The 19318-nt window shown below is 77.0% G+C and carries 14 protein-coding genes; 7 read left to right on the top strand and 7 right to left on the bottom strand.

Annotated elements, in window-relative coordinates:
- The first annotated feature begins 32 nt into the window (after positions 1–32).
- Genes JQN70_RS20755 through JQN70_RS01670 form a run of 4 tightly spaced genes read left to right on the top strand, consistent with a single transcriptional unit; the run spans position 33 to position 7688 of the window.
- Entirely contained in the window at positions 33–3173 is a 3141-nt protein-coding gene (locus tag JQN70_RS20755; protein ID WP_204129573.1) for an FtsX-like permease family protein, read from the top strand.
- Positions 3170–6058, top strand: coding sequence for a hypothetical protein (locus JQN70_RS01680; RefSeq protein WP_204129572.1), 2889 nt, complete (start codon positions 3170–3172; stop codon positions 6056–6058). The genes JQN70_RS20755 and JQN70_RS01680 overlap by 4 nt, the downstream gene beginning before the upstream one ends.
- Entirely contained in the window at positions 6055–7008 is a 954-nt protein-coding gene (locus JQN70_RS01675; protein WP_204129571.1) for an ABC transporter ATP-binding protein, read from the top strand. The genes JQN70_RS01680 and JQN70_RS01675 overlap by 4 nt, the downstream gene beginning before the upstream one ends.
- Positions 7005–7688, top strand: a complete 684-nt coding sequence (locus JQN70_RS01670) for an ABC transporter ATP-binding protein (protein ID WP_307835758.1) — start codon at positions 7005–7007, stop codon at positions 7686–7688. The genes JQN70_RS01675 and JQN70_RS01670 overlap by 4 nt, the downstream gene beginning before the upstream one ends.
- A 10-nt stretch (positions 7689–7698) precedes the next feature.
- Here JQN70_RS01670 and JQN70_RS01665 read toward each other — a convergent pair whose 3' ends face one another.
- Positions 7699–8649, bottom strand: coding sequence for an acyl-CoA thioesterase (locus JQN70_RS01665; RefSeq protein WP_307835757.1), 951 nt, complete (start codon positions 8647–8649; stop codon positions 7699–7701).
- A 49-nt stretch (positions 8650–8698) separates the two neighbouring features.
- Positions 8699–10171 carry a MocR-like transcription factor YczR gene (yczR, locus tag JQN70_RS01660; protein WP_307835756.1) on the bottom strand — a complete coding sequence of 491 codons (1473 nt, stop codon included), beginning with the start codon at positions 10169–10171 and terminating at the stop codon, positions 8699–8701.
- Between the two features lie 61 nt (positions 10172–10232).
- Between yczR and yczE the strand changes: the two genes are divergently transcribed.
- On the top strand, positions 10233–10949 hold the full coding sequence (gene yczE / locus JQN70_RS01655) for a membrane protein YczE (protein ID WP_239110396.1): 717 nt from the start codon (positions 10233–10235) through the stop codon (positions 10947–10949).
- Here the strand turns inward: yczE and JQN70_RS01650 are convergent.
- The 4 genes from JQN70_RS01650 to JQN70_RS01635 form a co-directional block, all read right to left on the bottom strand.
- Positions 10882–11358, bottom strand: coding sequence for a hypothetical protein (locus JQN70_RS01650; protein WP_204129569.1), 477 nt, complete (start codon positions 11356–11358; stop codon positions 10882–10884). The two genes, yczE and JQN70_RS01650, sit on opposite strands and share 68 nt — an antisense overlap.
- 15 nt (positions 11359–11373) lie before the next feature.
- Positions 11374–12822, bottom strand: coding sequence for an MFS transporter (locus JQN70_RS01645; protein WP_307835755.1), 1449 nt, complete (start codon positions 12820–12822; stop codon positions 11374–11376).
- A gap of 284 nt (positions 12823–13106) precedes the next feature.
- Positions 13107–15245, bottom strand: coding sequence for a RecQ family ATP-dependent DNA helicase (locus JQN70_RS01640; RefSeq protein WP_204129568.1), 2139 nt, complete (start codon positions 15243–15245; stop codon positions 13107–13109).
- Between the two features lie 209 nt (positions 15246–15454).
- The gene (locus tag JQN70_RS01635; protein WP_204129567.1) at positions 15455–16822 is read right to left on the bottom strand and encodes a serine hydrolase domain-containing protein; all 1368 of its coding nucleotides are present in this window, start codon (positions 16820–16822) and stop codon (positions 15455–15457) included.
- Positions 16823–16880: 58 nt separating this feature from the next.
- On the opposite strand from JQN70_RS01635, the gene JQN70_RS01630 reads away from it, so the two are divergent.
- Both JQN70_RS01630 and JQN70_RS01625 read left to right on the top strand, forming a co-directional pair.
- Positions 16881–17327 (top strand): acyl-CoA thioesterase, encoded by a 447-nt coding sequence (locus JQN70_RS01630; protein WP_204129566.1) that lies wholly within the window; start codon positions 16881–16883, stop codon positions 17325–17327.
- Complete coding sequence (locus JQN70_RS01625) at positions 17324–17944, top strand: DUF8185 domain-containing protein (RefSeq protein ID WP_204129565.1); 621 nt, start codon at positions 17324–17326, stop codon at positions 17942–17944. Before JQN70_RS01630 ends, JQN70_RS01625 begins: the two co-directional genes overlap by 4 nt.
- Here JQN70_RS01625 and JQN70_RS01620 read toward each other — a convergent pair.
- Positions 17926–19311, bottom strand: coding sequence for an MFS transporter (locus JQN70_RS01620; RefSeq protein ID WP_204129564.1), 1386 nt, complete (start codon positions 19309–19311; stop codon positions 17926–17928). The genes JQN70_RS01625 and JQN70_RS01620 overlap by 19 nt on opposite strands.
- Positions 19312–19318 lie beyond the last annotated feature (7 nt).

Genomic DNA, 19318 nt, shown 5'->3' with positions numbered 1-19318 from the left:
CGGAGCGGCCGCCCGGTGAGGAGCGGGGCGACGTGGGCGGTGCGCGGCTGCTGCGCCGCCGGCTGGGGGCGCACCCCGTGGCCGTCGCCGCGATCGCCGTGTCGGTGCTCGCCGCGCTCGTCGTCGTCACCGCGCTCCAGCTGCTGTCCGCCGCCATCACCGAGGCCGGGGTCCGCTCGGCCCTCGACGTCCCCGCCACCGAGCGCTCGCTCGTCCTCTCCGCGTCGGTGCGGCCCGGCGACCTCGACGCCGTCGACGCCGTGTTCGCCCGGGCCGCGGCCGGGCTGCCCCGGGCGGCCGTCACGCGCGTCGGCACCGCGACGACCCGCTCGCTGCCGGGGCGCGCGGCCACCGACCGGGCCCTGCTCGCTGACGTCGAGGGCATCGACACCGCCGCCCGGCTCACCGCCGGACGGTGGCCCGAGCGCCCGTCCGACGCCGCGGCCACCGGCACCGGACGGGTCGAGGTCGCCCTGCCCGAGGCGGCCGCCACCGGCCTGGGCGTCGGGGTCGGCGACACGCTGCGGCTCGCCGACCTCGTGGACGCCGAGGCGCCGGTCGTCACCGTCGAGGTCGTCGGGACCTTCCTCCCGCGCTCGCCCCGGGACGGCATCTGGGAGGACCTGCCGCTCGGGCTCGAGGGCGTCACCGAGTCCGAGTTCACCACCTACGGGCCGTTCGTCGTCGGCCCGGGCACCTTCGACGGGCCGCTCGTCGGTCCGTCGACGGTCACCTGGCGGGCGGTCCCGGACCTCGCCGGGGTCCGCGTCGCCGACCTCCCGGCCCTCTCCACGCGCACCGACGACCTCGTCGAGGGCCTGCGCCGCGCGGTGGGCCTGCCGCTCGTCGAGGGGGACCCGGCGAGTGCGCCCACCCCGTCGGTGCCGGCCGCGAGCCCGCGCGTGCTCACGACGCTGCCGCCGCTGTACGCGGGGGCAGGGCAGGTCGCCGAACGGGTGCGGGTCTCCCTGCTCACCCCGACGATCCTCCTCGTCCTGCTCGGGACGGTGGCCCTCGTCGGGGCGGCTGCGCTGCTCGCCACGGTGCGGGACACCGAGACCCGCCTGCTCCGGACCCGGGGGGCCTCGACCGCCCGGCTCGCCGCCTTCGCGCTCGGGGACGCGGCGGTCGTCGCCGCGCTCGGCGTCGCGGGCACCGTGCTGGCGGCCCCGGTGGTCGTCCGGCTCGTCTCGGGCGAGCGACCCCTGTGGTCGACGACGTCGCTGCGCGACCCGGTGCTCTGGCGCAGCGCGCTCCCGCTGGCCGTCCTCGCGGTGACCGTGACCGTGGTGACGACCCTGTGGGTCGGGCGCACGCGCGGTGGTGGCCGCACCCGCGCCGGCCTGCGGCTGGCCGCCGGCTCCGGGCTCGACCTCGTGCTCGTCGTGCTCGGGGCGCTCGCCGCCGTCCAGCTGCGGCGCTACGACACCCTCGCGGGGACGACGGTCGACCCGCTGACGGCGGCGGCCCCCGCCCTCGTCGTCGCCGGCCTCTCCGTGATCTGCCTGCGCCTGCTCCCCGTGCTGGCCCGGGCGGCGGCCACCTGGGGCGCCCGGGGCCCCGGTCTCGACGCGGCCTGGGGCGGGTGGCAGTTCGCCCGGCGTGCGGCCGGTCAGGGCGGCACCCTCCTCCTCGTCCTGCTCTCGGTGGGGATGGGCACCATCGCGCTCGGTCACCGGTCCACGGTCGAGGGGGCGATCGCCGACCAGTCGGCGTTCGACACCGGGGCGCCGCTGCGGGTCGTGCGCGAGGTCGCCGGGCCCGGCAGCGCGGGCATCGGCACCCTCGTCGACCGTGCGGCGGGAGGCGCCGACCGGGTCACGCCGGTGTGGCGGGGCGCGGTCGAGCTCGGGGGCGTCTCGGGGGTCACCGTGCTCGGCGTCGACGCCGAGGCCGCCCGCCGGGTCCTCTCGCCGCGCCCGGACACCCTCGACGACCCGTGGACCGACGTCGCCGGCCGGCTCGCGGCCGGACGCGACCTCGGGGGCGGTGTGGCCCTCCCCGGCGCGCCCGAGCGGCTGACCGTCACCGCCGAGGTCGTCACCGACTCCCCGTTGGGCCCGGACGGCTTCGCCGCCTCGGTGCGGGTCCGCGACGCCCGCGGGCTCGTCTCCTCGGTGCCCCTCGGGGCGGTCTCGACGACGCCGCGCCCCCTCGTCGCCGACCTGCGCGGGCTCGGGCTCGTGCCGCCGCTGGCCGTCGTCGGGGTCTCGGTGCCGCTGCCCGACTACGCCTACTACTTCCTGCCCGAGCCGTCGTTCGACCTCGTCGTCAGGGCGCTGGCCGCCGACGGCACCCCGGTCGAGGTCGGTCGGGGGCTGCGGGCCTCCTCCGACCGCTCGGGCCTGTGGCTCGCCGCCGCGCCGGGAGCCTCCCGGCCGGTCCCCGCCGTCGTCACCCGCGAGGTCGCCGACGCGCTGCGGGTCGGGGCCGGACGGCAGGTGACGCTGCCCCTCGGCGTGCGCGACCTGCCGGTCACCGTCGTGTCGGTCGTCGACTCCCTGCCGACCGCGCAGGTGCCGGGCCGCGGCATCCTCCTCGACCTCCCGACCGTCGAGGCCACGCCCGAGCGGGTGGGCGGGGGCTCCGACGTCCGCAGCCGCAGCGTCTTCGAGCCGCAGGAGTGGTGGGCGGCGCCGGCCGACCCCGAGGCCGCCGCGCGGGCGGTCCGCGCCGAGGCGCCCTACGGGACGACGGTGCTCGTCGCCGACGAGGAGGCGGCCCAACGCCGCGGCGACCCCGTCAACGCGGGGATGCGCTCGGCGATGCTCCTCGTCACGCTGGCGTCGGTGCTGCTCGCGGGCGTCGGGTTCGCCGCGAGCACGGCGGCGCTGGGCCGGGCCCGTCGGCACGAGAACGCCGTACTCCTCGCCCTCGGCATGCCGCCCGGCCGCATCCGCACCGTCCTCGTCCTCGAGCGGGTGCTCGTCGTCGTCGTCACGGTGCTCGTCGGCGTGGTGCTCGGGGTCGTCGCGGCGGTCACGGTCGTCCCGCTGCTCGTCGGCGGGGACGGGCACCCCCAGGTCCCGGGCGTGCTCGTGCGGCTGCCGGTCGGCGAGCTCGCCGGCTACGCGGCGCTGCTCCTGCTCGCCCTCTCGCTCGTCGGGGCGGTGGTCCTGCGGCGCACGAGTCGCGACCTCGCCGGCGAGCTGCGCGAGGGGGAGGGCGGATGACCACGCGCCACGAGCCCGGTCGCCACGAGTCCGGGCGCCACGAGCCCGGGCGCCACGTCGCCTCGCGGCACGACCCCGGCGGGGCGTCCCCCGGGCTCGGGGCCCGGGCGCTCGCCTGGCGCGGGCTGCTCGCCGGTCGGGCCCCGGCCGTCGTGCTCGCCGTCCTCGCCGCGGTGACGGCCGCCTACCTCGTCGTCACGCCCCGGGTCGAGTCCGTCGCGGTCGACGAGGCCGTGGGCGACGCCGTGGCCGCGGCCCCGGCCGAGGCCCGCGAGATCGGGCTGCGCGCGGTGCCCGCCTCGCTCCTCGACGTCCCCGTCCCCTCGACCACCCCCGGGCCGGGGCCCCAGCCCCCGTTCGAGCGGGTCGACGCGACCTTCCGGGACGTCGTCGGCCCGGAGGTGCAGCGACTGCTCGGGACCCCGAGCTGGGCGGCCCAGAGCGACTCGGCGACGATCGCCCACCCGGACGGCACGCCGCTCAACCAGGACGGCTCGCTGGCCGTCGTCCGCGTCCAGAGCGGCCTGTCGTCGCACGTGCGGTGGGCGGCCGGCGGGGCGCCCACCGCCCCGACGACGACGCGATCCCTCGCGCCGGTGGCCCGCGGGCACGTCACCGCCGTCGTCCCCGTGGCGCTCGCGGAGTCGACCGCGCGGGCGTGGCACGTCGAGGTCGGCGACGCGCTGACCCTCGTGCCGCAGGGCCGGCTGACGCCGCTCGCCCTCGTGGTCAGCGGCACCTTCGTCGCCACCGACCCGAGCGACGGGTTCTGGAAGGCCGAGCCGCGGATGACCGGCCTCGCCGCCATCGAGGCCTCCCAGGGCGGCGTCATCAAGGAGGGGGCCGTGGTCGCCGACGCCGCGTCGTACGGCGCCGTCTCGGACGGACTCTCGCGCCCCGACCCCTCGACCGGGCAGCAGGCCGGCGAGTCGCCCGTGCTCACCTCCACCTGGCGCTACCCGCTCGAGGCCGGCCGCCTGGTGGCCGCCGACGTGCCGCGCCTGCGCCGCGTCCTCGTCCGGCTCGACACCGACACCCGCCTGTCGTCCGCCACCTCCACGCCGCTCGACGTGACGACCGGGCTGGCGAGCGTCCTCGACGGCTACGAGGCGTCGGTGGCCAGCGTGCGGGTCATGACCTCCTTCGCGACGGCCGGGCTCACGGCGCTCGCGGCGCTCGTCCTCGCGCTTACCGCCGTCGTCGCCGTGGCCCGACGGCGCGCCGAGGTGCGCCTCGTGCGGGCCCGGGGTGCCTCGCTGGTGCAGCTGCTCGGCCAGGTCGTCGGCGGCACCGCGCTCCCGGCGCTACCGCTGGCCCTCCTCGCCGTCGTGCCCGTGGTCCTCCTCGTGCGCGGGTCGCAGGGCAGCGGGACGTGGGTGCAGGTCGCGCTCGTCGCCGTCGTCCCCGCCCTCGCGGCGGCCGTCGCCGTCCTCGTGCGCGTGCGCTCGCTCGAGCACGACGACTCCGGGAAGGAGGCGGTCCGCCGAGCGCGGCTGGTGCGCACGGCGCGCCGGGTCGTCGCCGAGCTCGCCGTGCTCGCCGTCGCGGCCGCGGCCGTCGGCACCGTGCGGGCCCGGGGCGGCGAGATCGCCGCGGGGCGCACCGACTGGTACGCCGCGCTGACCCCGGTGCTCGTCGCGGTCGCGGCCGCGCTCGTCGTGCTCCGGGTGCTGCCCGTGCCGGTGCGGGCCGCGGCGCGCGTGGCGTCGCGGCGGCGCGGGCTCGTCGCCTTCCTCGGGCTCGCCCGGGCGGCGCGCACCGGGGCCACCGCGGCCCTGCCCGTGCTCGCCGTCGTCGTCGGGGCGGCGGTCCTCGCGCTGTTCGCCGCCCTGACCGTGACCATCGGCGACCAGCGTGAGGTCTCCGCGTTCCGCGCCGTCGGTGCCGAGGTGCGGGTCGACGCCGTCCGGGTCGACGCCGACGACGCCGAGGCCCTCGCCTCCCGCCCGGGGGTCGAGTCGGTGGTCCGGGCGTACGTCGCGCCGGGCGCCACCCTCGTCAGCGGGCGCCGGGCCACCCCCGTCGTCGTCGTCGGGGCCGACCCGGCGGAGTATGCGCGGCTCCTGGGTGGCACACCGCTGCGGATGGACACCGCCGTGCCCGCGTCGACGGGCGACGGGCTCACCCTGCTCGTCGGCCCGGGCACGGTGACCGGGGACGACCTCGAGCTCGCACTGCGCGGGTCCCGCGTGCCCGTGGACCGTGTCGTCGTCGACCCGGCGCTCGTCCGGCTCGGGGCCGGCCGCGAGGTCCCGGCGGTGCTCGCCCCGCTCGACCGGCTCACCGAGCTCGTCCCCTCGGTGCAGCCGAACACCGCCCTCGTCGCGGCCGACACCTCGGCGGCCGAGGCGCTGCGGACCCTGCGCGACCCCGCGGCGGCGACCCCGAGCGGCCGGGTGACCGGCGTCGACACGGTCGCGGCCGCCGAGCGGCGGGTCTCCGGGCGCGCCCTCCCGTCCCTCGTGGCCGGCACCTACCTCGCCGGGGCGCTGCTGGCCGGGGTGCTGACCCTGCTGGCCGTCGTCCTCCTCCTCGTCGCGACCCGACCCGAGCGCGCGGCGCTGGTCATCCGGCTGCGGACGATGGGTCTGCCCCACGGTGGCGAACGCGCCCTCGCCTGGACCGAGGTGCTCCCGGTCGTCGCGCTCGCGGGACTCGCGGGCGCCGTGGTCGGCGCCGTCGCCCCGTCGCTCGTCGCCGCGGCCGTCGACCTCGCGCCGTTCACCGGCGGAGCGCCGCGTCCGCCGCTGCCCGTCGTGCCGCCGGCCGCCGTCGGCGCCGGCGCGCTCGTCATCGTCCTCGGGGCCCTGGCCCTCGTCCTCGACGCCGCGGCGGCCCGCCGCGGCCGGCTCGCCGACCACCTGCGCACGGGAGACACGGCATGACCACGACCACCACCACCGCCACCAGCCGCCGGCGCCGCCGTGACACGGATCGGCCCGACGGCCCGGACATCCTCTGCGACAACCTCGTTCGCATCTTCCGGGCCGAGGGGCTCGAGGTCGTGGCGCTGCAGGGCCTCGACCTCGAGGTGCGGCGCGGGGAGCTCGTCGCCCTCGTCGGGGCGTCCGGGTCGGGCAAGTCGACGCTGCTCGGCATCCTCTCGGGGCTCGACACCCCGAGCGCGGGCCTGGCCACGGTGGCCGGTCACGACCTCGGGTCGATGGCCGGCCGCGAGCGCCTCGAGTACCGACGGCGCACCGTGGGCTTCCTCTTCCAGCAGGCCGCGGCGAACCTCCTGCCCTACCTGACGGCCGCCGAGAACGTCGAGCTGCCGATGCTCCTCGGTGGGGTGCGGCGGCGCGAGCGGGCCTCGCGCGCGCGGCAGACCCTCGAGGTGCTCGGCATCGCCGACTGCGCCGACCGGCGGCCGGGCCAGCTCTCGGGCGGGCAGCAGCAGCGGGTGGCGCTCGGCGTGGCGGTGGCCAACCGCCCGCGCGTGCTCCTCGCCGACGAGCCGACCGGCGAGCTCGACAGCCGCAGCAGCGACGAGGTCTTCGAGGCCATCCGCCGCGCCAACACCGAGTTCGGCACCACCGTCCTCGTCGTCACGCACGACGTGCTCGTCAGCGAGCAGGTGGCCCGGACGGTCGGCATCCGCGACGGGCGCACCTCGACCGAGGTGCTGCGCCGGGACGAGGTCGGGGCCGACGGCGCCGTCGGGCGGGTGGCCGAGGAGTACGCCGTCCTCGACCGCGCCGGTCGCCTCCAGCTGCCGAAGGCGTTCACGACCTCGCTCGCCATGCGCGACCGGGTGCGTCTCGGGCTCGAGCCCGACCACATCGGGGTGTGGCCGACCGGACGTCCCGACGAGGACGGGCAGGAGCAGCGGTGAGCGGGGACCTGCTGCGCGTGCACGACGTGCGCCGGACCTTCGGCTCCGGCCCGACCGCGGTGCACGCCCTGCGCGGGGTCTCGCTCGAGGTCGCGCCGGGCGAACTGGTCGCCGTGCGCGGACGGTCGGGGTCGGGGAAGACGAGCCTGCTCAACGTCATCGGCGGCCTCGACCGGCCGGACGCGGGCACGGTGCACCTCGGGGACCGCGAGGTCACCGGGATGTCGGACGCCGACCTCCTGGCGCTGCGCCGCGGACCGGTCTCCTACGTGTTCCAGTCCTTCGGGCTCGTGCCCATCCTCAGCGCGCGTGAGAACGTCGGGGTCCCTTTGCGGCTCAGGGCGGTCGACGGCGCGGAGCGTGAGCGCCGGGTCAGCGAGGCGCTCGAGCACGTCGGGCTCGGCAGCCACGGCGAGCACCGGCCGGACGAGCTGTCCGGAGGCCAGCAGCAGCGGGTCGGGCTGGCCCGGGCCCTCGTCGCCGAACCCGGGCTGCTCCTCGCCGACGAGCCGACGGGGCAGCTCGACTCCGAGACCGGCCGGGAGATCATGGAGCTCATCGCCCGGCTCGCCAAGGAGCGGACGATGACCACCCTCGTCACCACCCACGACCCGGCGCTGCTCTCGACCGCCGACCGGGTGCTGGAGATCGCCGACGGCCACCTCGTCACCGCCACCTGACCAGACGCGGTCAGTCGGGGACGCGGACCATCCCCTCCTGGGCGACGGACGCGACGAGCGTGCCGTCGGCGGCGAACATCCGGCCGACGCCGAGGCCGCGACCACCCTGGGCCGACGGCGACTGCTGCGCGTAGAGGACCCACTCGTCGGCTCGCGCCGGGCGGTGGAACCACATCGCGTGGTCGAGGCTGGCCATCTTGAGTCCCGGTGTGCTCCAGGGCAGTCCGTGGCGTCGGAGCACCGGCTCGAGGAGGCTGTAGTCGGAGGCGTAGGCGAGCACGGCGTCGTGGACGAGCGGTTCGTCGGGCAGCCGGCCGACCGCGCGCATCCACACGTGCTGGGCCGCGACCTGCTCGGCGGCCGGAGCGGCGAAGAGGTTGCCCTCGACGTGGCGCAGCTCGATGGCGCGGCGCGACAGGTGCCGGGCGCGGGGGTCGTCGACGCCGGCGAACAGGTCGGCGAGCGAGGGGAGGGTCTCGGGGCCGGGGACGTCCGGGGCCGGGTCCTGGTGGTCGAGGCCGCCGTCGGGCTCCTGGAAGGACGCGCTCATCGAGAGGATCGGCTTGCCGTGCTGGATGGCGTGCACCCTGCGGGTCGAGAACGACCGGCCGTCGCGCATCCGCTCGACGCTGAAGGTGATCGGCCGGGTGTCGTCGCCGGGGCGCATGAAGTAGGCGTGGATGGAGTGCAGGCGCCGGGGCACGTCGCCGACCCCGACGACCGTGCGGCCGGAGGCGACGACGCCCTGAGCCAGCACCTGGCCGCCGAACACCCGCCCGTGCGGCTGCTTTTGGCTGCGCCCACGGAAGAGGGTGATGTCCTCGGCGAAGGTCTCGGGCAGGGTCAGGCCCTCCGGCAGCGAGGCGTCGCGCGGCTGGACGCTGACCTGCGCCGAGCCGAGCTCCTCGAGGTCGAGGGTCTCGAGGAGGTCGACGAGGGGGTCCGGGTGCTCGCTGGTCACGCGCGCCACGATATCCAGCGGCCGCCCGCTGGCCGAACGCCGATCCTCCTCAGGCGACGAGGGGGCGACGCGGACGGGCACGCGTGCCGCGACGGGCGACCGTCCGGCCGGAGCGCACCCGCCCGGCGGCGCGGGCCAGCCGGTGCACGGCCTCGACCATCGACGCCGGGGGCAGGACGTGCGGCAGCCGCAGCCACCGGTCGAGGCCGCCGTCAACGGCGAACCGCGGGCCGGCCGCGACGAGCAGCCCCTCGTCCTCCGCGGCCGCCGCGAGGGCGGTCGAGGACAGGTCGGCGGGCAGCTCGCACCAGAGCGAGAGCCCACCGCGCGGCACGAGGCACCGCACCTCGGGGAGCGTGTCGGCCAGGGCCGCGACGAGGGCCGCCCGGGCGGCGACGAGGTCGTCACGGCGCTCGGGGGTCAGGCCGGGGGAGCGCTGCATCAGCTCGGCGAGCACCAGCTGCTCGAGGACCGGGGCGCCGAGGTCGCCCGAGACGCGGGCCTCGACGAGCGGGCGCAGGGCCCCGCGCGGCGCCCGGACCCAGCCGGTGCGCAGGCCGCCCCAGTGCGACTTCGACGCGCTGCCGATGGTCACCGCCGCCGCGGCGTGGGCGGCGAACGGGAGCACCGGCGGTCCGCCGTCGAGGTCGATCTCGGCGATCGTCTCGTCGACGACCGGTGTCGTGCCGGCGGCCGTCAGGGCCCGGGCCAGCCGGGCGCGCTGCTCGTCGGGCATCAGGGCGCCGGTCGGGTTGTGGAAGTCGGGGATGAGGACGGCCGCCCGGCCCGCCGCCGCCTCGACCGTCCGCTCCGCCTCGTCGAGGTCCCAGCCGTCGGGGTCGACGACGAGCGGGCGCAGCCGGGCGCCGGCGGCCCGGAGGGCGTCGACGGTGTTCGGGTAGGTCGGGTCCTCGACGACGACCCGGTCGCCGGGGCGCATCAGCGCACGGGCCACGACTCCCAGCCCGGCGACCGCGCCGGAGGTGACGAGCACGTCGTCGGCCGAGGTCGGCAGCCCGCGGTCGCGGTAGCGCTGGGCGATCGCCTCGCGCAGGTCGGGCACACCGTGGGTCAGGTAGCCGGCGCCGGAGAGGTAGGAGGGGAGGCGCTCGACGGCCCGCTCGTAGGCCTCGACGACGCCGGCGGGGGCCCGCGTCGCCGCGCAGGTGAGGTCGATGACGCCCTCGGCGACGTCGGCCGGGTACAGGCCGCCGGTGCCCCGGCGCAGGGGTGCCGATGGGAGGGTGGCGACCGACCCCGAGCCGCGCCGCGAGGTGAGGTACCCGGACTCGCGGAGGACGTCGTAGGCGCGGGTCACCGTCGTCCGGCTGACGCCGAGCGGCCCGGTGAGGTCGCGCTCGCTCGGCAGGCGGGTGCCCACCGGGATGCGCCCGTCGGCGACGGCCAGGCGCAGGGCGTCGGCGAGGGCCCGGTAGGCCGGCCGGCTCGCCGCGACGTCACCGACGAGGCGGGCCGTGCGGGCGGCGCTGACGGTGGGGGTGGCGGGAGCGGGCGCGGTCACGAGGCCACTGTGGCACGATTGGCCCTCGAATCCAGTGCCAATTCACCCCACGATGGACCCCATGACCCCGCTCCAGCTGGCCCGCCGCTCGGTCGGCCGACGCGTCGAGCTCGTGCCGATGACCCCGCTCGAGCAGCTGCGCGCCGGCCACCTGCCGCGTCGTGTCGTCCAGCTCCTCGTCGGGCTCGGGCTGTTCGGCGTGACGATGGCGCTCATGCTGCGGGCGACGCTCGGGCTCGAGCCGTGGGGCGTCCTCACCTACGGGCTGACGCTGCACGTCCCGATGACCTACGGTCAGATGGTCATCGCGAGCAGCTTCGTCGTCCTGCTGCTGTGGATCCCGTTGCGGCAGTGGCCGGGGCTCGGAACCGTGCTCAACGCCGTCGTCATCGGCCTGGCGACCGACGCGACGCTCTCGGTCGTGCCGCCGATCGAGTCGCTCGGCTGGCGGGTCGTCGCGATGGTCGTCGGGGTCGTCGGCAACGGCGCCGCGGGGGCGATGTACATCGGCAGCCAGCTCGGCCCCGGGCCGCGCGACGGCCTGATGACCGGCCTGGCTCGCCGCACCGGCCGCTCGATCCGGTTGGTGCGCACCTGCCTCGAGGTCACCGTCGTGACGCTCGGCTGGCTGCTCGGCGGGATCGTCGGCGTGGGGACCGTGCTCTATGCCCTGCTCATCGGCCCGGTCGTCCAGTTCTTCCTGCCGCTGCTCACCGTGCGGCTCGAGGCTCCGGCCCCACGGCCCACCGCACGTACGCGTCCCGCAGCGCGGCGCTGAACGCCTCGGGGTCGCGCGGACGCACCCGCACCGACCCGCCGTCGTCGAGGGGCACCGAGACCGCCCCGTCGCCGGACGGAGGGGCCACGAGCTGCGCGGTCCCCGCCGCCAGCTCGTGGAAGACGAAGACGACCTCGTCGACGACGAGCCGATCGCCGGACACGGCGAGCCCCCGGCCCTGCGACCACCCGTCGAACGCGCCGTCCCCGAGGACGAGCCAGGCCGGGACCGCGGCGAGGGCGAGCGCGGTGACCGCCCAGTCCCACCCGCCGTCGGGCGTCAGGTCGAGGCCGTCGCCACCGGACCTCAGGAGCACCGTCGCGGCGAGCACGGCCAGGGCGGTGCCGACCACGCCGGCGTCGAGCCAGCGCCGACGGTGGTCCTCGACGAAGGAGTACTCGTCAGCCATGGCGTCCACCCTAGGTCAGGGACGAGCTGCCGGCTCGGCCCGCCAGGACCACACCGCCGCGGCCCAGGCACAGGCGAGGAGGACGAGCGAGGCGCCGAGCGCCCAGCGCAGCGCCGAGCCCGGGTCGTCGGTGCGGGACACCGCGACCTGGTAGGTGGTCATGAGCACCGCCGCCCCGATGGCGGCCCCGATGCGCTGGCCGGTCTGCAGCGCGCCGCCGGCGGCTCCGCCCATCCGCGGGGGGACCTCGGCGAGGGAGAGGGTGATGTTCGGCGAGACGACGGCCCCCCCGCCGAGCCCCGCGACGAGGAGCGGGAGGGCGAGGACGAGCCAGGCCACCGGCGCCTCGCCCGGCGCGACGAGCGCGAGGGCGACGAGGCCGGCCATCATCACGCTGAGCGCGATGACGGTGAGCGGTCGCCCCACCCGGCTGACGACCCGGCCGGCGAGCGGCGCCGCGACGGCGGACCCGACCGCGAAGGGGGTGAGCAACAGGCCGGCGTGCAGCGGCGTGTAGCCGAGGCCGTCCTGGAGGTAGACGCTGAGGACGAGGAAGACGCCGGTGAAGCCGGTGAAGTAGAGGCTGCCGACGGCGATGCCGCTGGCGTAGCCGGGCGTGGTCCGCAGCAGGCCGAGGTCGAGCAGGGGCGACCCCCCGGCACCGACGACCGCCCGCTCGTGCCGGACGAAGGCGACCCCGAGGGGTGCGACGAGCAGCAGGAGCAGCAGCGGCCAGCGCTGGCCCGTCTCGAGGCTGACGACGGGGTAGAGCAGGGCGAGCACGGCGCCGCCGAGGAGCACGGCGCCCCGCCCGTCGAGACGGGTGTCCGGCGGGGTGTCGTCGTCGACCCGGCCGGGCACGAGGCGGGCGATGGCGACGAGGAGCACCGCGCCGATGGGCACGTTGACGAGGAAGATCCAGCGCCAGCCGCTCTCCTCGCCGAACGCCGCGATGAGCAGCCCGCCGAGCACCGGCCCGATCGCCGACGACACGGACACGGTGAAGCCGAACAGCCCGAACGCGATGCCCCGCTCCGGCCCGCGGAACAGGGACTGGATGAGCCCCGAGCTCTGCGGGGTCAGCAGGCCCGCGGCCACGCCCTGGACGAGGCGGGCGCCGACGAGGACGGCGACGTGCGGCGCGAGTCCGGCTGCAGCGGAAGCGAGCACGAAGCCGGTGAGGCCGATGAGCATCATCCTCCGCCGCCCGTGCGCGTCGCCGAGCCGGCCGCCGCTGACGAGGACCAGCCCGAGGGCCAGGGCGTACCCGGAGACGACCCACTGGATGCTGCCCGCGCTCGTGTCGAGGCCGGTGCGCATCGAGGGGATCGCGACGTTCACGATCGTCACGTCGAGCAGCACCATGAAGCCGACGGTCAGGGTGACGCCGAGGATGCGCCAGCGCCGGGGGTCGGGAGCGTCGTCGCGGGTGGTGTCGGCGCGTTCCTCAATCTCCTGGCTCACCCGGCCACGCTAGGTGGTGCGGTGGCCGGGCGGTGTCGGAGGGGCGGGATGGCCCGGCGCTGTTCAGGGTGGGGTGCTGCGGGGACTCTCGGTTGAGTCGTATCCGGGGGCAACCGAGAGGGGCGGCGGGTGGAAGGGGGTGCGCAGACTCTCGGCTGCTTCACGATCCGGAGCAACCGAGAGCGGTCGCACACCACGGTGACCCCTCGGGCCGCACGGCCCGACCCGCGCCCACGACACCGACCGGTGACGGGAGGAAGCCCGGTGCCCGACCGGACGACCGCTCAGCCGTCGACGGCGAGCGCGAAGGGCAGCACCCCGGGTGCGCCGGCCTGCCGCAGGGCGCGCCCGGCGACGGTGAGGGTCCAGCGGGAGGAGACGACGTCGTCGACGAGGAGCACCGGCCCGGGGCAGCCGTCGAGCGCGGCGGCGAGGTCGGGTCCGACGACGAGCCGCTCCCAGACCCCCGCGAGCCGGTAGGCGCTGTTGCCGCCCATCTCGCCGGTGGGGCCGTCGTGGGCGAGGTCGAGGCTGCCGAGGAGGCGCAGCCGCCCGATCTCGGCGAGCCCGGCCGCCAGCGAGCCGACGAGCTGCGGGCGGTGGCGCGAGGGCACCGCGACCACGCCCACGGGTCGCTCGGCCCAGCCCCACTCGGCGAGGACCGGGACGCAGGCGCGGAGCAGCTCAGGAGAAGCGGGCGCGTCCTCACGGAGCACCTCGCGCAGCCGCTGCCCCCACCCGAGGTCCGAGAGGCGGGCCAGGGCCCGCCCGGGCAGCAGTCCCTCCTCCGGCGGGATCTTCCCCTTGACCGGCACCCCGATGCGCTCCATCCCGGTGGGCCACTGGGCGCGCGGGTCGAGGTCGACCCCGACGCGGGTGAGCCGCTCGCGCGCGGCACCGACGACGGTGTCCGGGACGTCGGTGGCGTACCAGGGCCCGGCGCACCCGTCGCAGCGACCGCAGGGGACGGCGGTGTCGTCGTCGAGGGTCTCCTGGAGGAAGGCCATCCGGCAGGCGTCGGTGCGTTCGTAGTCGAGCATCAGCTGCTGCTCGTCGCGCCGGGCCGCGGCGACCCGTTCGTAGCGCTCGGCGTCGTAGTCCCAGGGCACGCCGGTGGCGGTCCATCCGCCGGAGACCCGCTGGACGGCGCCGTCGACGTCGAGGACCTTGAGGAGCAGCTCGAGGCGGGTGCGGCGGACGTCGACCGCGGTCTCGAGGGCGGCCGTCGACAGCGGCCGCCCGGCCTCGGCGAGGGCCCGGAGCACGGCGTCGGCCTGGTCCTCGCGGGGCATCGACACGCTCGCGAAGTACTGCCAGATGTCCCTGTCCTCGGGGCCCGGGAGGAGGAGCACGTCGGCCCGCTCGGTGGCGCGACCGGCACGCCCGACCTGCTGGTAGTACGCGACCGGGCTGTTCGGCGCGCCGAGGTGGACGACGAACCCGAGGTCGGGCTTGTCGAAGCCCATCCCGAGGGCCGACGTGGCCACCAGGGCCTTGACCTCGTTGTGCCGCAACGCCTCCTCGAGCCGTTCGCGGTCGGCGGGGTCGGTGCGGCCGGTGTAGGAGGCGACCGCGTGGCCGGCCTCGCGCAGGGCGGTGGCGACGTCCTCGGCGGCCGAGACGGTGAGCGCGTAGACGATGCCGCTGCCGGGCAGCTCACCGAGGTGGGCGAGCAGCCAGCCGAGCCGCTGCTCCGGGGACATCGAGCGGAGCACCCCGAGGCGCAGCGAGTCGCGGGCGAGGCCGCCGCGCACGGTGAGCACGGGCCGGCCCCCGACGGCCAGCTGCTCCTCGACGTCGTGGACGACCCGGGCGTTGGCGGTGGCCGTCGTGGCGAGCACGGGGACGTCGGGCGGCAGGGTGGCGAGCAGGTCGCGGATGCGGCGGTAGTCGGGCCGGAAGTCGTGGCCCCAGTCGCTGACGCAGTGCGCCTCGTCGACGACGAGCAGGCCGCAGCGGCGGGCGAGGTCGGGGAGCTGCTCGTCGCGGAAGCGCGGGTTGTTGAGCCGTTCCGGGCTGACGAGGAGGACGTCGACGGCGTCCTCGGCCAGGGCCGTGCGGACCTCGTCCCAGTCCTGGGCGTTGGCGGAGTTCATCGTCACGGCGCGGATGCCGGCCCGACCGGCCGCGGCGATCTGGTCGCGCATCAGGGCGAGGAGGGGGCTGATGATGACCGTCGGCCCGGCGCCCTCGGCGCGGCGCAGCGCGGTGGCGACGAAGTAGACGGCCGACTTGCCCCACCCGGTGCGCTGGACGACGAGGACGCGCGAGCGGTCGGCGACGAGGGCCGAGACCGCCTCGAGCTGGCCGTCGCGGAAGTCGGCGTCCGGCCGGCCGACCAGCCGGCGCAGCGCCTCGCGGGCGCGCTCGGTGAGGGCGGGCGTCGGCGGAGCGGGGGCGGGGGCCGCGGCGGGTGTCGTCATGGTCGCTCCACCGTAGGCGCTGCGCCCGACACCGCGTCGTCCGCCGTCCACGGGGCCGGCACCCACTGCCGCTGCAGAGCTTTCTCTCCGGATGCCGAAAAGTTCACCCACGTGCCGGTTGCAACCGGCAGGTCACTGAAGGTTCCGGCAGGCCGGAGAGAAAGTTGGGGCGACGGCCGGTCGGAGGGGAGGGCGGCGAGGGGCGCGGCTCAGGTCCAGCCGAGGTCGTCGACGCCGCCGGGGACGTCGGCCGCGGGGTCGTAGGGCGTGCGCGTGAACCGGAACGAGGCGAGGTCGAGGTGCGACACCGTCCCGTCGGCCCGCCGCACCACCCGCAGCGGCTCCCCGGTGTTGTACCCGTCGAGCCCGACCCACTCGTCCTCCCCGACCCGGGCGAACCGCGAGCCGCGCGCCGTCCCCGGCTCCCCGAGCACGAGGTGCTCGCCGACCGAGCGGGCCGTCGTCACCGACGGACCCCAGTGCCACGTCCCGACGAGCTCGAGCAGGTCGGCGGTCCCGGATGCCACCCACGGCTCGACGGGCGCCGGCTCCTCGTCGTGCAGCACCCCGAGCAGCCGGTCGGCGAGCCCGCGCATCACCGTCGTCGAGGTCGTGTTGGCGAGCGTGACGACCCCGTCACCCCCGTCGAGGCGCACCCGCAGCCCGGCGAGGAAGCCCGGCATCGACCCGCCGTGCCCGGCGTAGCGGACCCCGTCGACGTTCCACACCTGCCAGCCGAGACCGTGCGCCCCGGTCCACGGCTGGCCGACCTCGTCGACGACGTGGTGCGGCTCGCACATCTCCTCGAGGGTCTCCGTCGACAGCAGCCCCGCCGTGTCACCCCCGAGGAAGGCCGCCCACCGCGACAGGTCGCGGACGGTGGTCCACAGCTGCCCGGCCGGCGCCATCGCCCCGCCGTCGTGCTCGGGCTCGGGCAGCAGCACGTCGGCGAAGGGGTGGACGGCCAGGCCCGGCGCGGCCCGCCCGGACGGCCGCGTCGTCGTCCGCGTCATGCCCAGCGGCTCGAGCAGCTCGGTGCGCACGACGTCGGCCCATCCCGTCCCGTGCGCCACCTCGAGCAGCCGCCCGAGGGCCGCGAAGCCGACGTTCGAGTAGTGGAAGCGGCGCCCGGCCCGGAACCGCTGCCCGGCCGGTGTGGCGACCCCGGCGCCGGCGAGCGCGTCCCAGCCGTCACCCGGCGTGCGTTCCCACCACGGCCCGTGGGTCTCGGCCTGCACCCCGCCGGAGTGCGACAGCAGCTGCTCGACCGTCACGGCGCCGAGCGAGGACCCCGGCACGTGCGCGTCGAAACGGTCGGCGAGGTCGAGGCGGCCGGCGTCGCGCAGCCGCAGCACGCAGACGCCGACGAAGGTCTTCGTGATCGACCCCATCCGGTACTGCGTGTCGTCGTCGGCCGCGGGACCGCCGGCGCGCCCGTCGAGCGTGCCGACCGCCCCGGACCAGACGAGCTCCCCGCCGCGGACGAGGCCGGCGGCGACCGACGGCACCCGCCCCTCGCGCTGGGCGCCGGCGAGGGCGTGGTCGAGCAGGGTGCGGGTGCGGTCGGCGATCGTCACCGGGTCACCCTAGGACCGCCCGCTGCGCGTCCGCTGTGGCGGCTGCGAGGATGGCCCCATGGCCGACCCCTACGTCGTCGACGTCCCGCTGCGCTGGTCCGACATGGACGCCTACGGGCACGTCAACAACGTGCAGTACCTCCGGCTCCTCGAGGACGCCCGCGTCATCGGCTTCCGCGAGTGGTTCCCCGACCGCCCGGCCCTGCTCGACGAGGGCATCGTCGTCACGCGGCACGTCATCGAGTACCGGGCCCCGCTCACCTACCGGCCCGAGCCGGTCGAGGTCGACATGTGGGTCACGCGGGTGCACGGTGCGGGGTTCGACCTCGGCTACGTCGTCCGCGACCCGGCGTCGGTCGGCGACGCCACCTACGCCGTCGCCGAGACCGGCCTGGCCCTCTACGACTTCGCCGGCGCCCGACCGCGACGCCTCGAGCCCGCGGCCCGTGAGGCGCTCGCCGCCCACGTCGGCGAGCCCGTCACCTTCCGCCGGGCCGGCCGGTGAGCGAGGTCCTCCGGCTCGTCGACGCCGCCGCGCTCGGCGACCTCGGCCGCTACGCCGCCCGCGCCCGCGCCCTCGACGAGCAGGGGGCGATCCGCCTCCAGGCGTCCGGGGAGGTCCTCGCGGCCTGGGTCGGCGTGCTCCCGGGCAGCGGCATCCTCGCCGAGGGCACGGTCCTCGGGCTGCGGACCTTCGCCCTCGCCGAGCCGGCCGCGTGCGACGTCGTCGTCCCGCTCGGGGCGGTCACCGACCGCACCGCCCGCCACGGCGGCACCGGCGACCTCTCGCTGCCGCCGACCCGCGCGCTCGCGCCGTGGTCGGCGGTCACGCCGCCGCGCTCCGGCTGGGAGCCGGCCGGCGAGGTCGCCGCCGACGGGCTCGCCGACTCGGCCCGCACGGGCCTCGTCGAGGTCGGGGCGGCGGTGCGCGAGCGCGGTGCCGCGGCCGGGTTCGTCCGCGACCGGGTGTGGGCCCGCGAGGCGGCCGGCGGCGTCCGGGCCGGCGGGGCCTTCGCCGCGTTCTCGCTCGGGTTCCTCGCGCCGGGCAGCACCGTGCGGGTGTTCCGCGCGAACCGCTGGACCCGCCTCACCTGCGCCGGCGGTCACGTCCTGATGCGCTGACCCGCCGGGACGACGACGGCGGCCACGAGGGCCAGCCCGAGGAAGATCGCCCCGAAGAGGGCGTTGTCCTGCCCCGGGTCGTGCGCGGCCGCGAAGGCCGCGGTGGCGCCGGCGATGCCGAGGACGCTGCCGAGCACGTCGGCGAGCTGGATCGACGAGGACGCCTCGCCGTGCTCCTCGAGCGGGCTCAGCTCGAGGGCGAGGATGGTCGTCGTCGTGACCCCCGCGCCCATCGACAGCCCGGCGAGCAGGAGCGCGAGCACGCTCAGCCAGGCCGGCAGGTTGGCCCAGGCGACGACCGAGAGCCAGATGAGCCCGAAGGTCAGGACCAGCCCGCCGACCTCGACGAGCCGGTACCGCGGCAGGTGCAGCGCGTCGTGGCCCTGGTACCAGGCACCGACCGCCCACCCCACGGCGCCGACGGCCAGCGCCAGACCGGCCACCTGGAGGCTCGCGCCGCGCTGGCCGGCGAGGAAGAGCGGGACGTAGGTGATGCCGCCGTAGAACGCCGCGCAGAGCAGCGCCCGGGAGAGGATGACGCTCGGCAGCCCGGCCCCCATGACCCAGGTCGCCCGCGGCAGGAGCACCGGCGCCACCGCCACCACCCCGGCGAGGCCGACGAGCGCGACGACCGTCTTGGGCGACCACGCGAAGACGAGCTCGTGGGTGCCGTACTGGAGCGCCCCGGCCGCGAGCGCGACACCGAGCCCGGCCCAGGCGGCCCGCACGTGGGCGCGGTGGTCACGCCCGGACACCGCCTCGCGCAGCCCGGAGGTGTCGACCCGCCGCTGCGCGTGCGAGAGCGCGAAGACCGTGACGACGACGGGCGCCACGACCCCCCAGAACACCCAGCGCCACGAGAGGTTCTCGGTGAGCCAGGCCGACAGCGGCGGCCCGGCGAGCGAGGGGACGACCCACGCCGCGGAGATGTACGTGAAGAGGCGGGGTCGCATCCCCTCCGGGTACACGCGGCCGGCGATGACGTAGAGCATGACGACGAGCAGCCCGCCGCCGAGCCCGGTGAGGGCGCGCCCGACGAGGAAGACGTCGAGGCGGGTCGCCGAGCCGCAGGTCGCCGCTCCGGCCGCGAGGAGGACCTGCCCGACGACCGCGCCGGGCAGCGGGCCCGAGCGGTCGGACCACACGCCGGCGAGGACGATGCCGAGCAGCTGGGCGGTGAGCATCACCGAGAAGGCGAAGCCGTAGGAGCGGACGGCGTCGAGCTCGCGGGCCACGGCGGGCATCGCGGTGGAGACGGCCATCGACTCGAAGGCGACGATCGTCACGAGCGCGAGGACCGCGAGGGTGACCTCGAGGTACGGCCTGCTCAGGGGCCCCTCGGCCGTCTCCGTCGCGTCGGTCCGCATCGCCGCC

This window comes from Phycicoccus sonneratiae, from assembly GCF_016887965.1.
GTDB classification, from domain to species: Bacteria; Actinomycetota; Actinomycetes; order Actinomycetales; family Dermatophilaceae; genus Phycicoccus; species Phycicoccus sonneratiae.
This window is presented reverse-complemented; position numbering and strand designations above follow the sequence as displayed.